The organism is Streptomyces sp. NPDC031466, assembly GCF_055581265.1.
The window spans coordinates 199,799-215,172 of the sequence record NZ_JBVIJT010000010.1; the positions used below are offsets into that span (position 1 = coordinate 199,799).

The following is a 15,374-nucleotide window of genomic DNA, read 5'->3' on the forward strand; positions in this document are numbered from 1 at the left end:
CGCTCGCCCTTCAGAGCTTGATCTCGATGTCAACGCCGGCCGGAAGGTCCAGGCGCATCAGCGAGTCAACGGTCTTGGGGGTGGGGTCGAGGATGTCGATCAGGCGCTTGTGCGTGCGCATCTCGAAGTGCTCGCGCGAGTCCTTGTACTTGTGCGGCGACTTGATGACGCAGTACACGTTCTTCTCAGTGGGCAGCGGCACCGGGCCCGCGACCGACGCACCAGTGCGCGTCACCGTCTCGACGATCTTCTTCGCCGAGGAGTCGATGACCTCGTGGTCGTAGGCCTTGAGCCGGATGCGGATCTTCTGTCCCGCCATGGCTACTGTGTAGTCCTTTGTCTCGAAGGCTCTGGCTCCCGGGAGGCCCTTTTTTCTACTTCCTCCGACCCACGCGGTCGGGCGTGTCGCAGTCCCGTCCACGAGGATCTCCCGAAGGATTTCCCTGCTAGGGGCTGCGGCCCTGACGACCGCGGGTCCGGGGGAAGAAACCCACCGGGTGCCTGGTTCAGCCACCGCGCTGCACTTCCCGAAAGATTCCCGTACTTCCGCCACAGCGCTGCCTGCGGGCCCTTTGCGGGGCCCCTCGGCAGTTGGGGCGACGAGTACTGTGGGACTCGCTTCCGGTCCTCCCGGCGGGAGGCGCACAGCATCGGCACTCAACCGAGCAACCCCGACAGTCTGCCATACGAGGCATGCCGGGGGCCAATCGAGCGCAAAAGCGTACCCGGCGGGTGACGGAGGTCAAACCCGGGGTCACGCGGAGCCGCTGTCGGCGAGGCCCTCGCGCCCTACGTCCTGCGCCCACCGGGACCCGGCCCCGCGCGCTCCGGTACGGCGCGTTCCTGTGCGGAGTGTTCCTGCACGGTGGGTTCCGGTGCGTCGGGTGATCCCCCCAAGGAACGTGAGGGAGAAAGAACCCCCACCGAGCCCCACCCCACCGCCCCGTCGCGACCTCACGTCAGCCCGGCACCCCCACTCACTCACGCGGGTGAACATCCCGGGCTCAGCTGGATTTCCGGCCCCCCAGCTCCCCTACTCTCGGCCCCAGCAGGCAAAACAACCGCAGACATGCGACGGCCCCCGCCGGGACGGCAATCCCAATGGCGAGGGCCTGACCACCGAGGAAGAAGGACGCTTCCCGATGGACACCCAAAACCCTAGCGTGCCCCCGCACGCCCGGTCCGCCTCCGGGCGCAGTCAATCCCACGCACGAGCGACCTCGCGCCCCCGCAGCCGCCCGGACACGCACCGCCCGGACCCGCGTCGGAGCCCCTCGGCGGCCCACCCCTCCGGCGTCCGGCACGAGAACACCCGCCACACCACCCGCTTCACGGTGATCGGCAACCACCTCACCCAGCACCCGGAGCTCTCCCTCCTGGCGATCGGGCTCGCCTGCCACATCCAGTCGCTGCCCGCAGGGGCCCGCGCCGACATCAAGACGCTCGCCGCCCGCTTCCCGGAGGGCGCGACCCGTATCGCCGCCGCCCTGCGCGAGCTGGAGGCCCACGGCTACCTGCGCCGGGAGCGCGAACGCACCCCCGCCGGCCGCATCGTCACCCGCACGATCTCCTGCAACCAGCCGGGCACCGCCCGACAGCACCCGCGCTCCCCCGCCCCCGTGCGAAGCCGTCCGCCCGAGAGCAGCGAGCACCCGGCACCGCCCACACCGCCGCGCAAGCACCCCCACCCCCTCGCCGCCGTTCCGCACCCCGCGTACCCGGCCCCCGCGCTCCTCCAGCAGGCCACCGACCTCCTCGCGGACCTGCGCCTGCACGACCCCCGCCTCCTGCTCTCCACCCGCGACACCGCCCACCTCGCCCCCGGTGTCGCCGCCTGGCTGGAACGCGACGTCGCCCCCGAGGCCGTACGCCACGCCCTGACCGGCGACCTACCGCCCGGGGGCCCCCGCCGACCGGCCGCCCTCCTGGCCCACCGCCTCACCGCCCTGCTGCCACCCCCACCCCCCTTGGGCACCCCCACCGCGCCCCCCGTACGCCACCCCCTGCACAACTGCGACTCCTGCGACCGCGCCTTCCGCGCTCCAGCCCCGGGCCACTGCCGCGACTGCCGATCCGATCTGCAGGGGGCCACCTAGCATGAACGTGACGACCCCTGCCCCTGGGCACAGACGAGGAGCGCACGCCATGACCCTCACCCCGCACAGTGCACGACAGGGCAGCTCCCATTACCACGCGATGCGCGACGCCGTCGTGCAGATGGCGGACACCCTTCCCGGCAAGTTCGAGATCACCCAGGAAGGGATCGTCCACGACATGATGTCGCCCATCGGACCCCACGAATTGACCGCGCTGCGCGTCCGGAAGCGCCTGGAGAAGGTGATGCCGGAAGAGCTCGTGGCTCATACGGGAACGCCCGACGTCGAGGATGAGCCCGGTGGGATCATGCGGCACCCGGACATCATGGTGATCGCCGAGGCGGACATGGAGGTCCAGGATTCCTTCGACCCCCGCACCCTCATCGCCGCGATCGAGATCGTCTCGCGCTCCAACCCGGACAACGACTGGGTGAGCAAGATGCGGGACTACCCTCAGCTCGGCATCCCGGTCTACGCGATCTTCGATCCCCGGACCGGTACGGGCGCCGTCCTCACCGACATCCACGCCACCCCCGAGGGCCCCCGCTATGCCACGCGCAAGGACTTCGTCTACGGCGAGGACGTCACGATCGCCAAGTGGACGATCTCGACCGCGGACCTGCCCCGCTACCAGTGAGCGCGCCGCGCACGCGAAAGGGCCCGTACGACCGAAGTCGTACGGGCCCTTCCGTTACCGCGTGTACTGCGATGCGCTCAGTTCAGAGCGACCGGGTCTCCCCGATCTTCAAGCAAGCGGGAAGCTTACTTGTTGATCTTGGTGACCTGGCCGGCGCCGACGGTCCGGCCACCCTCACGGATGGCGAACTTCAGGCCCTCTTCCATCGCGACGGGCTGGATGAGCTCAACGGTCATCTCAGTGTTGTCGCCCGGCATGACCATCTCGGTGCCCTCGGGGAGGGTCACGACGCCGGTCACGTCCGTGGTGCGGAAGTAGAACTGCGGACGGTAGTTGTTGAAGAAGGGGGTGTGACGGCCACCCTCGTCCTTCGACAGGATGTAGGCCTGGGCCTCGAACTCGGTGTGCGGCGTGACCGAACCGGGCTTGATGATGACCTGGCCGCGCTCGACGTCCTCGCGCTTGATGCCACGGAGGAGCAGACCGACGTTCTCACCGGCCTGGCCCTCGTCGAGCAGCTTGCGGAACATCTCGATGCCGGTGACCGTGGTGGTGGTCTTCTCGGTCTTGATGCCGATGATGTCGACGGTCTCGTTGACCTTGAGGACACCACGCTCGATACGACCGGTGACGACGGTGCCACGACCGGTGATCGTGAAGACGTCCTCGATCGGCATCAGGAACGGCTTGTCGACGTCGCGCTCGGGCTCCGGGATCGACTCGTCGACAGCCTTCATCAGGTTGAGGACGGACTCACCCCACTCCTTGTCGCCCTCGAGCGCCTTGAGCGCCGAGACACGCACGACCGGGAGGTCGTCGCCCGGGAACTCGTACTCGGAGAGGAGCTCACGGACCTCGAGCTCGACGAGCTCCATGATCTCCTCGTCGTCCACCATGTCGGCCTTGTTCAGGGCGACGACGATGTACGGAACGCCGACCTGGCGGGCCAGGAGCACGTGCTCCTTGGTCTGCGGCATCGGGCCGTCGGTGGCGGCGACCACGAGGATGGCGCCGTCCATCTGCGCCGCACCCGTGATCATGTTCTTGATGTAGTCCGCGTGACCGGGGCAGTCGACGTGGGCGTAGTGACGGGTCTCCGTCTGGTACTCGACGTGCGCGATCGAGATCGTGATACCGCGCTGGCGCTCCTCGGGAGCCTTGTCGATCTGGTCGAAGGCCGAGGCCTCGTTCAGGTCGGGGTACGCGTCGTGCAGCACCTTGGTAATGGCGGCCGTGAGGGTCGTCTTACCGTGGTCAATGTGACCGATGGTGCCGATGTTGACGTGCGGCTTAGTCCGCTCGAACTTCGCCTTCGCCACTGGGTCCTCCTGGGAGTGGTTCTGTACGCCTTGCTTCATCGGCGCCAGGTGATCTTTGCTGGGAAGCCAGCCGCCGGGGTTCTTGCCCTGCGGGGTCGAACCCCGGCGGATGGTGTCAAGCCTAAAGCGTTAACTGGGGTGAGTTACTCGCCCTTGGCCTTCGCGATGATCTCCTCGGCGACGTTCCGCGGAACCTCGGCGTAGGAGTCGAACTGCATTGAGTAGCTTGCGCGACCCGACGTCTTGCTGCGGAGGTCTCCGACGTAGCCGAACATCTCCGAGAGGGGCACGAGGCCCTTCACGACGCGAGCGCCGCTGCGCTCCTCCATGGCCTGGATCTGGCCACGGCGGGAGTTGATGTCACCGATGACATCGCCCATGTAGTCCTCGGGCGTGGTGACCTCGACGGCCATCATCGGCTCGAGCAGCACGGGGCTGGCCTTGCGCGCGGCCTCCTTGAAGGCCTGCGAACCGGCGATCTTGAAGGCGAGCTCGGAGGAGTCGACCTCGTGGTAGGCGCCGTCGATGAGCGTGACGCGGACGCCCGTCATCTCGTAGCCCGCCAGGATGCCGAACTGCATGGCCTCCTGAGCACCCGCGTCCACCGAAGGGATGTACTCCTTGGGGATGCGGCCACCGGTGACCTTGTTCACGAACTCGTACGACGCGTCGCCGCCCTCGATGGGCTCGATCGCGATCTGCACCTTCGCGAACTGACCGGTACCACCGGTCTGCTTCTTGTGGGTGAAGTCGACACGCTCGACGGCCTTGCGGATCGTCTCGCGGTACGCCACCTGCGGCTTGCCGACGTTCGCCTCGACGCGGAACTCGCGCTTCATGCGGTCGACGAGCACCTCGAGGTGAAGCTCGCCCATACCACCGATGATGGTCTGGCCGGTCTCCTCGTCCGAGTGCACGCGGAAGGAGGGGTCCTCCTCCGAGAGACGCTGGATGGCGACACCCAGCTTCTCCTGGTCGCCCTTGGACTTGGGCTCGATGGCGACCTCGATGACCGGCGCCGGGAAGTCCATGGACTCCAGGATCACCGGGTTCTTGTCGTCGCTCAGCGTCTCACCGGTGGTGGTCTGCTTCAGACCCATGACGGCGACGATGTCGCCGGCGCCCACCGAGTCGATCTCCTCACGCTTGTTCGCGTGCATGCGGTAGATCTTGCCGATGCGCTCCTTCTTGCCCTTGACGGAGTTCAGCACCGCGGTGCCGGCGTCCAGGCGACCGGAGTAGATCCGGACGAAGGTGAGCTTGCCCAGGTGCGGGTCGCTCGCGATCTTGAAGGCGAGGGCCGACAGCGGCTCGTCGTCCGACGGCTTGCGCTTGACGACCAGCTCCGGGTCCTTGACGTCGTGGCCCTCGATGGCCTCGACGTCCAGGGGGGAGGGCAGGTAGCGCACGACCGCGTCGAGCAGGGGCTGGACGCCCTTGTTCTTGAACGCGGTACCGCAGAAGACGGGGGTGACGGTGGTGTCGCCGCCCTTGCCGGAGGCGATGGTGATGCGACGGATCGCCGCGTACAGCTGGTCCACCGAGGGCTCCTGGCCCTCGAGGTACAGCTCCATCATCTCTTCGTCGTTCTCCGCGACGGCCTCGAGCAGCTTGCCGCGGTACTCCTCGGCAGCCTCGGTGTGCGTGTCGGGGATGTCGACGATGTCGTAGGCCTCGCCCATCTTGGTCTCGGCGGACCAGACGAAGGCCTTCATGGTGACGAGGTCGACGACGCCCTTGAAGTCAGCCTCTGCGCCGATGGGCAGCTGCATGACGAGGGGGGTCGCACCGAGGCGGTCGACGATCATGTCGACGCAGCGGTGGAACTCGGCACCCGTGCGGTCGAGCTTGTTGACGAAGCAGATGCGCGGGACGCCGTAGCGGTCCGCCTGACGCCACACGGTCTCGGACTGGGGCTCAACGCCGGCGACACCGTCGAACACCGTCACGGCACCGTCGAGCACGCGGAGCGAACGCTCCACCTCGACGGTGAAGTCGACGTGGCCAGGGGTGTCGATGATGTTGATGGTGTGGTCGACGTCGTTCAGCGGCCAGTGACAGGTGGTGGCAGCAGAGGTGATCGTGATGCCACGCTCCTGCTCCTGCTCCATCCAGTCCATCGTGGCGGCGCCGTCGTGGACCTCACCGATCTTGTACGAGACACCGGTGTAGAACAGGATCCGCTCGGTGGTCGTCGTCTTGCCCGCGTCGATGTGAGCCATGATGCCGATGTTGCGCACCTTGGCCAGGTCAAGTGAAGTGGTAGCCATGTCGGCTCAGTCTTCTCTCGGTCTCGATGTGGGGAGCGACTACCAGCGGTAGTGCGCGAAGGCCTTGTTGGACTCGGCCATCTTGTGGGTGTCCTCGCGCTTCTTCACAGCGGCACCGAGGCCGTTGGAGGCGTCGAGGAGCTCGTTGAGCAGACGCTCGGTCATGGTCTTCTCGCGACGGGCGCGGGAGTAACCGACCAGCCAGCGCAGGGCGAGCGTGTTCGCACGGCCCGGCTTGACCTCGATCGGGACCTGGTAGGTCGCGCCACCGACACGGCGGGACTTGACCTCGAGGGTCGGCTTGATGTTCTCGAGCGCGCGCTTCAGCGTGATGACCGGGTCGTTGCCGGTCTTCTCGCGCAGGCCCTCCATGGCGCCGTACACGATGCGCTCGGCGGTGGAGCGCTTGCCGTTCAGCAGCACCTTGTTGATGAGGGAGGTCACCAGAGGAGAACCGTAGACCGGGTCGATGATGACCGGGCGCTTCGGGGCGGGGCCCTTACGAGGCATTCTTACTTCTCCTTCTTGGCGCCGTAGCGGCTGCGGGCCTGCTTGCGGTTCTTGACACCCTGGGTGTCGAGGGAACCGCGGATGATCTTGTAACGAACACCAGGCAGGTCCTTCACACGGCCACCACGCACGAGCACGATGGAGTGCTCCTGCAGGTTGTGTCCCTCACCCGGAATGTAGGCCGTGACCTCGATCCCGGAGGTCAGACGCACACGCGCGACCTTACGGAGGGCCGAGTTCGGCTTCTTCGGGGTGGTCGTGAACACACGCGTGCAGACGCCACGGCGCTGGGGCGAACCCTCGAGTGCGGGCGTCTTGTTCTTCTCGACCTTGTCCTGCCGGCCCTTACGGACCAGCTGCTGGATCGTAGGCACTACTTCTCCGGTTTCTGTGTGCCGAATAGTAAAGCTAACCTGGAACGTCCCCGACCCACGCGGTCGGGTGTGTCGAATGCTGCGGACTCCCGCCGCCAAGCGGAGAGGGGCGCAGATTGCGGTGGCCTTGTTGACGGACTCGCGATGCGGTTGAAGACACGCGCACGAGCCCAGGCACACCCCAGGCACAAGGTCTGAGCGTACCTACCTCATCGAGTCTGGTCAAAACAAATGCGATGGAGCCCGACACGCCGGGCATCCGACGGATCAGGAGCGGCGCAGAAAGCCCTTGATCAATTCCGCAGCCTTCCGCCGGGCGCTTCCACAGGACGAGGCCCAGGGACAGCAGAGCGGCCACGCGGAGCGCGATACGCGGCCTGCCCTCGCCGCGGGTGCGGGGCAAGCGCGTAGGCCCCGTGGAGGGCCGTGAAGAGAACCATCTGCCAGGGTCGCGGCCGGGCCGGCAACGCCAAAGGGCGCCCGCCCCGCGAAACGCGGGGCGGGCGCCCTTCAACAGACTCTGTTCCTACTGGTTGTACGGACCGTAGTCGTAGTCCTCCAGCGGGACGGCCTGGCCGGAGCCCGTGCCGAACGGGGAGTAGTCGATGTCGTCGTAGCCGACGGCCGAGTACATCGCCGCCTTGGCCTCCTCGGTCGGCTCCACCCGGATGTTGCGGTAACGGGACAGACCCGTACCGGCCGGGATGAGCTTACCGATGATGACGTTCTCCTTGAGGCCGATGAGGCTGTCGGACTTGGCGTTGATCGCCGCGTCCGTCAGAACTCGGGTCGTCTCCTGGAAGGAGGCGGCCGACAGCCAGGATTCCGTCGCCAGCGAGGCCTTGGTGATACCCATCAGCTGCGGACGGCCGGAGGCGGGGTGACCGCCCTCGGTGACCACACGACGGTTCTCGGTCTCGAACTTCGAACGCTCGACCAGCTCGCCCGGCAGCAGCTCCGCGTCGCCGGACTCGATGATCGTCACGCGGCGCAGCATCTGCCGGATGATGATCTCGATGTGCTTGTCGTGGATCGACACACCCTGGCTGTTGTAGACCTTCTGGACTTCGCCGACCAGGTGGACCTGGACCGCGCGCTGACCGAGGATCCGCAGCACGTCGTGCGGGTTGGTGGCACCGAAGGTGAGCTTCTGGCCCACCTCGACGTGGTCACCCTCACGCACCAGGACCTTGGCACGCTTCGAGATCGGGAACGCCGTCTCGTCGCTGCCGTCGTCCGGGGTGACGACGATCTTCTTGGTCTTCTCGGTCTCCTCGATGCGGATACGGCCCGCGGCCTCGGAGATCGGGGCGACACCCTTCGGCGTACGGGCCTCGAAGAGCTCGACGACACGGGGCAGACCCTGGGTGATGTCGTCACCGGCCACACCACCGGTGTGGAAGGTACGCATCGTCAGCTGGGTACCGGGCTCACCGATGGACTGGGCGGCGATGATGCCGACCGCCTCACCGATGTCGACCAGCTTGCCGGTGGCGAGCGAGCGGCCGTAGCAGAAGGCACAGGTGCCGACCGCGGACTCACAGGTCAGGACCGAGCGGGTCTTGACCTCCTCGACGCCGTTGGCGACCAGGGCGTCGATGAGCACGTCACCGAGGTCGACGTTGGCCGGCGCGATGACCTTGCCGTCGATGACGACGTCCTCGGCCAGCATGCGGGCGTAGACCGAGGTCTCGACGTTCTCCGTCTTGCGGAGCACACCGTCCTCGCCCTTGACCGCGATCTTCAGCTTCAGGCCGCGCTCGGTGCCGCAGTCCTCCTCGCGAATGATGACGTCCTGGGAGACGTCGACCAGACGACGGGTGAGGTAACCGGAGTCGGCGGTACGCAGGGCCGTGTCCGCCAGACCCTTACGGGCACCGTGGGTGGAGATGAAGTACTCGAGAACGGTCAGGCCCTCACGGAACGAGGCCTTGATCGGACGCGGGATGGTCTCGTTCTTCGCGTTCGACACCAGACCACGCATACCGGCGATCTGCCGCATCTGCATCATGTTTCCTCGGGCACCCGAGTCAACCATCATGAAGATGGGGTTCGTCTTGGGGAAGTTCGCGTTCATCGCCTCGGCGACCTCGTTGGTCGCCTTGGTCCAGATCGCGATGAGCTCCTGCGTGCGCTCGTCCTTGGTGATCAGACCGCGCTCGTACTGCTTCTGGACCTTCTCGTCCTGCTCCTCGTAGCCCTTGACGATGGCCTTCTTGGCCTCGGGCACGACGACGTCGGAGATGGCCACGGTGACACCGGAACGGGTCGCCCAGTAGAAGCCCGCCGCCTTCAGGTTGTCGAGCGTCGCCGCCACGATGACCTTGGGGTAGCGCTCGGCGAGGTCGTTGACGATCTCGGAGAGCTGCTTCTTGCCGACCGAGTAGTCGACGAAGGGGTAGTCCTCGGGCAGCAGCTCGTTGAAGAGCGCGCGGCCCAGCGACGTACGCAGCCGGAAGCTGTCGCCCGGCTGGTAGGCGCGCTCGTCACCGAAGTCCTCGCCCTCGGCGCTGACCGGCGGGGTCCAGCCACGCGGCGGGATGGTGCCCACCGGGAAGCGGATGTCGACGGTCGACTGGAGCGCGAGCTCGCCGGCGTCGAACGCCATCATCGCCTCGGCGGTGGAACCGAACGCGCGGCCCTCGCCCTTGGTGTCCCGCAGCTCGCCGTCGGTGGTGAGGAAGAACAGACCGAGGACCATGTCCTGGGTCGGCATCGTCACCGGACGGCCGTCGGCGGGCTTCAGGATGTTGTTCGAGGACAGCATCAGGATGCGGGCCTCGGCCTGCGCCTCCGCGGAGAGCGGCAGGTGGACGGCCATCTGGTCACCGTCGAAGTCCGCGTTGAACGCGGTGCAGACGAGCGGGTGGATCTGGATGGCCTTGCCCTCGACCAGCTGCGGCTCGAAGGCCTGGATGCCGAGGCGGTGCAGCGTGGGCGCACGGTTCAGCAGCACCGGGTGCTCGGCGATGACCTCTTCGAGGACGTCATAGACGACCGTGCGGCCGCGCTCGACCATCCGCTTGGCGCTCTTGATGTTCTGCGCGTGGTTCAGGTCGACCAGGCGCTTCATCACGAACGGCTTGAAGAGCTCCAGCGCCATGGCCTTCGGCAGACCGCACTGGTGCAGCTTCAGCTGCGGACCGACGACGATCACGGAACGGGCGGAGTAGTCCACACGCTTGCCGAGAAGGTTCTGACGGAATCGACCCTGCTTGCCCTTGAGCATGTCGCTCAGGGACTTCAACGGACGGTTGCCGGGGCCCGTGACCGGGCGACCGCGACGGCCGTTGTCGAAGAGGGCGTCGACCGCCTCCTGGAGCATGCGCTTCTCGTTGTTCACGATGATCTCGGGCGCACCGAGGTCGAGAAGGCGCTTCAGGCGGTTGTTGCGGTTGATCACGCGGCGGTACAGGTCGTTCAGGTCGGAGGTCGCGAAGCGGCCACCGTCCAGCTGCACCATCGGACGCAGGTCCGGCGGGATGACCGGCACGCAGTCGAGCACCATGCCCTTGGGGCTGTTGGACGTCTGCAGGAACGCGGAGACGACCTTGAGGCGCTTGAGCGCACGGGTCTTCTTCTGACCCTTGCCGGTGCGGATGATCTCGCGGAGGCGCTCGGCCTCCTCGTCGAGGTCGAAGGACTCCAGGCGCTTCTGCAGAGCAGCGGCACCCATGGAGCCGTCGAAGTACGTGCCGAAGCGGTCACGCAGCTCGCGGTAGAGCAGCTCGTCGCCCTCCAGGTCCTGGACCTTGAGGTTCTTGAAGCGGTTCCACACCTCGTCGAGACGGTCGATCTCGCGCTGCGCACGGTCGCGCAGCTGCTTCATCTCACGCTCGGCGCCCTCGCGCACCTTGCGGCGCACGTCGGCCTTGGCGCCCTCGGCCTCGAGCTCGGCCAGGTCGGTCTCGAGCTTCTTGGCGCGGGCCTCCAGGTCGGAGTCGCGACGGTTCTCGATCTGCTGACGCTCTACGGAGACGTGCGCCTCCAGGGACGGCAGGTCGCGGGTACGACGCTCCTCGTCCACGAACGTGATCATGTACGCCGCGAAGTAGATGACCTTCTCGAGGTCCTTCGGGGCGAGGTCGAGGAGGTAACCGAGGCGCGACGGGACGCCCTTGAAGTACCAGATGTGGGTGACCGGGGCGGCCAGTTCGATGTGGCCCATCCGCTCACGGCGCACCTTGGCGCGCGTGACCTCTACGCCACAGCGCTCACAGATGATGCCCTTGAAGCGGACACGCTTGTACTTGCCGCAGTAGCACTCCCAGTCCCGGGTCGGACCGAAGATCTTCTCGCAGAAGAGTCCGTCCTTTTCGGGCTTGAGCGTGCGGTAGTTGATGGTCTCGGGCTTCTTGACCTCGCCGTGGCTCCACTGACGGATGTCGTCAGCGGTCGCCAGACCGATCCGGAGCTCATCGAAGAAGTTGACGTCGAGCACTATGCGTCAATCCCTCTCAGGGTTGTAAGTCATGGGGTCTGATACGGGGGTCCTGGGGCCGGCCGGGCTCATGACGAGCCCGGCCGGACTCCCGTCAGACCTCTTCGACGCTGCTCGGCTCGCGCCGGGACAGGTCGATACCGAGCTCCTCCGCCGCGCGGAAGACGTCCTCGTCGGTGTCGCGCATCTCGATGGACATGCCGTCCGAGGACAGCACCTCCACGTTGAGGCAGAGCGACTGCATTTCCTTGATGAGCACCTTGAAGGACTCGGGGATGCCGGGCTCGGGGATGTTCTCGCCCTTGACGATGGCCTCGTAGACCTTCACGCGGCCGGTCACGTCGTCGGACTTGATCGTCAGGAGCTCCTGAAGGGCGTACGCGGCGCCATAAGCCTCAAGCGCCCACACCTCCATCTCGCCGAAGCGCTGACCACCGAACTGCGCCTTACCACCCAGCGGCTGCTGGGTGATCATCGAGTACGGACCGGTCGAACGGGCGTGCAGCTTGTCGTCGACCAGGTGGTGCAGCTTGAGGATGTACATGTACCCGACCGAGATCGGGTCCGGGAACGGCTCGCCGGAGCGGCCGTCGAACAGGCGCGCCTTGCCGGTCGGGAGCACCATGCGCTCGCCGTCGCGGTTCGGGATGGTGTGCTGGAGCAGACCGGCCAGCTCGTCCTCACGCGCACCGTCGAAGACGGGGGTGGCGACGTTCGTGCCCGGGTCGACCTTGTCGGCGCCGATGGCCTGCAGGCGCTGCGCCCACTCGTCCGCGAGGCCGGAGACGTCCCAGCCGCGGCTGGCGAGCCAGCCGAGGTGGATCTCCAGGACCTGTCCCGGGTTCATTCGGGACGGGACACCCAGCGGGTTGAGGATGATGTCGACCGGGGTGCCGTCCTCCAGGAACGGCATGTCCTCGATCGGCAGGATCTTGGAGATGACGCCCTTGTTGCCGTGCCGGCCGGCGAGCTTGTCACCGTCGGTGATCTTGCGCTTCTGCGCCACGTAGACACGGACCAGCTGGTTCACGCCCGGCGGCAGCTCGTCGCCCTCTTCGCGGTCGAAGACGCGGACGCCGATGACCTTGCCGATCTCGCCGTGCGGCACCTTCAGCGAGGTGTCGCGCACCTCGCGCGCCTTCTCGCCGAAAATCGCGCGGAGCAGGCGCTCCTCGGGCGTCAGCTCGGTCTCACCCTTGGGCGTGACCTTGCCGACGAGGATGTCGCCGGCGACGACCTCGGCACCGATGCGGATGATGCCGCGCTCGTCGAGGTCGGCGAGGACCTCCTCGGAGACGTTCGGGATGTCCCGGGTGATCTCCTCCGGGCCGAGCTTGGTGTCACGGGCGTCGACCTCGTGCTCCTCGATGTGGATCGAGGAGAGGACGTCGTCCTGCACGAGGCGCTGCGACAGGATGATCGCGTCCTCGTAGTTGTGACCCTCCCACGGCATGAACGCCACGAGCAGGTTCTTGCCGAGGGCCATCTCGCCCTCTTCGGTCGCGGGACCGTCGGCCAGGACCTGGCCCTCGACCACGCGGGCGCCCTCGTCGACGACAACCTTCTGGTTGACGGAGGTGCCCTGGTTCGACCGGGAGAACTTGGCGATGCGGTACGTGGTGTACGTGCCGTCGTCGTTGGTGACGGTGACGTAGTCCGCGGAGACCTCCTGGACCACACCCGCCTTCTCGGCCTTGATCACGTCACCGGCGTCGACCGCGCAGCGGTACTCCATGCCGGTGCCGACGAGGGGGGCCTCGGCGGTGATCAGCGGCACGGCCTGACGCATCATGTTCGCGCCCATGAGGGCACGGTTGGCGTCGTCGTGCTCCAGGAAGGGGATCATCGCGGTCGCGACGGACACCATCTGGCGCGGCGAGACGTCCATGTAGTCGACGTCCGTGCCGGGCACGTAGTCGATCTCTCCGCCACGGCGGCGGATCAGGACGCGGGCCTCGGCGAAGTGGAGGTCGTCCGTCAGCGGCGCGTTGGCCTGCGCGATGACGAAGCGGTCCTCCTCGTCGGCCGTCAGGTAGTCGACGTCGTCGGTGACCTGGCCCTCGACGACCTTGCGGTACGGCGTCTCGACGAAGCCGAACGCGTTGACGCGGCCGTAGGAGGCGAGCGAACCGATCAGACCGATGTTCGGGCCTTCGGGCGTCTCGATCGGGCACATGCGGCCGTAGTGGGACGGGTGCACGTCACGGACCTCGAAGCCGGCCCGCTCACGGGAGAGACCACCCGGGCCGAGCGCCGACAGACGGCGCTTGTGGGTGAGACCCGAGAGCGGGTTGTTCTGGTCCATGAACTGCGACAGCTGGCTGGTGCCGAAGAACTCCTTGATGGAGGCGACGACCGGCCGGATGTTGATCAGGGTCTGCGGCGTGATGGCCTCGACGTCCTGGGTCGTCATGCGCTCGCGGACGACGCGCTCCATACGAGCCAGACCCGTGCGGACCTGGTTCTGGATGAGCTCGCCGACGTTGCGCAGACGGCGGTTGCCGAAGTGGTCGATGTCGTCGGTCTCGACGACGATCGACGTGCCGCTGTCGCCAACGGTCTCGGTCTCACCGGCGTGCAGCTTCACCAGGTACTTGATCGAGGCGATGATGTCCTCGACCGTGAGGATGCCCGCGTCGAGCGGAGCGTCCGCACCCAGCTTCTTGTTGACCTTGTAGCGGCCGACCTTCGCGAGGTCGTAGCGCTTGGGGTTGAAGTAGAGGTTCTCGAGCAGCGTCTGAGCGGCCTCACGGGTCGGCGGCTCGCCCGGACGGAGCTTGCGGTAGATGTCGAGCAGCGCGTCGTCCTGGCCCTGGGTGTGGTCCTTCTCCAGGGTGGCGCGCATGGACTCGTACTCGCCGAACTCCTCCAGGATCTGCTCGGTCGTCCAACCGAGAGCCTTGAGCAGAACGGTGACCGACTGCTTGCGCTTGCGGTCGATGCGGACACCGACCATGTCGCGCTTGTCGATCTCCATCTCCAGCCAGGCACCCCGGGACGGGATGATCTTGGCGGAGAAGATGTCCTTGTCGGACGTCTTGTCGATCGAGGAATCGAAGTAGACACCCGGCGAGCGGACCAGCTGCGACACGACGACACGCTCGGTGCCGTTGATGACGAAGGTGCCCTTGTTGGTCATGAGCGGGAAGTCGCCCATGAAGACCGTCTGGGACTTGATCTCGCCGGTCTCGTTGTTGGTGAACTCGGCGGTGACGAAGAGCGGGGCGGCGAACGTGAAGTCGCGCTCCTTGCACTCGTCGATCGAGTTCTTCGGAGGCTCGAAACGGTGGTCGCGGAACGTCAGGGACATCGACCCGGAGAAGTCCTCGATCGGGGAGATCTCCTCGAAGATCTCCTCCAGACCGGACTTGGTGGGGACGTCCTGTCCGCTTTCAAGAGCCGCCTCGACACGAGCCTTCCACGCGTCGTTGCCGAGCAGCCAGTCAAAGCTCTCGGTCTGCAGCGCAAGAAGGTTCGGAACCTCGAGGGGCTCCTTGATCTTTGCAAAGGAAATGCGCAGCGGGGCGGTGCTGGCGCCGTTGTTCGTATTCGCGGTCGAGGCAGTGCGCGAGGCGGCCAAGAGGGGGTCCTTCCGAGGGCTCGGACTCACTACGCGCGTACCGGTCCCAGGCGGGACACAGGGACAGACATCCCAGGTCAGGGAAGTTTCGATCCACTGTGCTCAAGCATGGTCATGCCCCTGGTGACGGGCAGGAGGCAGCTAACA

At 66.6% G+C, this 15,374-nt stretch carries 9 protein-coding genes; 2 read left to right on the plus strand and 7 right to left on the minus strand.

The window, feature by feature from the left end:
- Positions 1-10: 10 nt before the first annotated feature.
- A complete protein-coding gene (rpsJ, locus tag ACZ5GP_RS25505; RefSeq protein WP_003948644.1) occupies positions 11-319 on the minus strand; it encodes a 30S ribosomal protein S10 in 309 nt (102 codons plus the stop codon).
- An 823-nt stretch (positions 320-1,142) separates the two neighbouring features.
- Here rpsJ and ACZ5GP_RS25510 point away from each other — a divergent pair.
- Positions 1,143-2,096 (plus strand): helix-turn-helix domain-containing protein, encoded by a 954-nt coding sequence (locus tag ACZ5GP_RS25510; RefSeq protein ID WP_468753019.1) that lies wholly within the window; start codon positions 1,143-1,145, stop codon positions 2,094-2,096.
- Between the two features lie 49 nt (positions 2,097-2,145).
- Positions 2,146-2,733 (plus strand): Uma2 family endonuclease, encoded by a 588-nt coding sequence (locus ACZ5GP_RS25515; protein ID WP_468753020.1) that lies wholly within the window; start codon positions 2,146-2,148, stop codon positions 2,731-2,733.
- 125 nt (positions 2,734-2,858) lie between these two features.
- Here ACZ5GP_RS25515 and tuf read toward each other — a convergent pair whose 3' ends face one another.
- From tuf to rpoB, 6 genes are all read right to left on the minus strand, one after another.
- Complete coding sequence (gene tuf / locus ACZ5GP_RS25520) at positions 2,859-4,052, minus strand: elongation factor Tu (protein WP_358577467.1); 1,194 nt, start codon at positions 4,050-4,052, stop codon at positions 2,859-2,861.
- A 143-nt stretch (positions 4,053-4,195) separates the two neighbouring features.
- Positions 4,196-6,322, minus strand: coding sequence for an elongation factor G (gene fusA / locus ACZ5GP_RS25525; protein WP_358577379.1), 2,127 nt, complete (start codon positions 6,320-6,322; stop codon positions 4,196-4,198).
- A 39-nt stretch (positions 6,323-6,361) separates the two neighbouring features.
- Positions 6,362-6,832 carry a 30S ribosomal protein S7 gene (rpsG, locus tag ACZ5GP_RS25530; RefSeq protein ID WP_003974303.1) on the minus strand — a complete coding sequence of 157 codons (471 nt, stop codon included), beginning with the start codon at positions 6,830-6,832 and terminating at the stop codon, positions 6,362-6,364.
- A gap of 2 nt (positions 6,833-6,834) precedes the next feature.
- Positions 6,835-7,206 carry a 30S ribosomal protein S12 gene (rpsL, locus tag ACZ5GP_RS25535; protein WP_003948652.1) on the minus strand — a complete coding sequence of 124 codons (372 nt, stop codon included), beginning with the start codon at positions 7,204-7,206 and terminating at the stop codon, positions 6,835-6,837.
- Positions 7,207-7,732: 526 nt separating this feature from the next.
- Entirely contained in the window at positions 7,733-11,647 is a 3,915-nt protein-coding gene (locus tag ACZ5GP_RS25540; protein WP_468753021.1) for a DNA-directed RNA polymerase subunit beta', read from the minus strand.
- Between the two features lie 94 nt (positions 11,648-11,741).
- Positions 11,742-15,227: a DNA-directed RNA polymerase subunit beta gene (gene rpoB, locus ACZ5GP_RS25545; RefSeq protein ID WP_358577375.1), complete on the minus strand. Its 3,486-nt coding sequence runs from the start codon at positions 15,225-15,227 to the stop codon at positions 11,742-11,744.
- Positions 15,228-15,374: the final 147 nt, after the last annotated feature.

Excerpts from the sequence above, each read along its gene's own strand:
- rpsJ (WP_003948644.1), bottom strand. The coding sequence starts at position 319 with ATGGCGGGACAGAAGATCCGCATCCGGCTCAAGGCCTACGACCACGAG.
- ACZ5GP_RS25510 (WP_468753019.1), top strand. The coding sequence starts at position 1,143 with ATGGACACCCAAAACCCTAGCGTGCCCCCGCACGCCCGGTCCGCCTCC.
- ACZ5GP_RS25515 (WP_468753020.1), top strand. The coding sequence starts at position 2,146 with ATGACCCTCACCCCGCACAGTGCACGACAGGGCAGCTCCCATTACCAC.
- fusA (WP_358577379.1), bottom strand. The coding sequence starts at position 6,322 with ATGGCTACCACTTCACTTGACCTGGCCAAGGTGCGCAACATCGGCATC.
- rpsG (WP_003974303.1), bottom strand. The coding sequence starts at position 6,832 with ATGCCTCGTAAGGGCCCCGCCCCGAAGCGCCCGGTCATCATCGACCCG.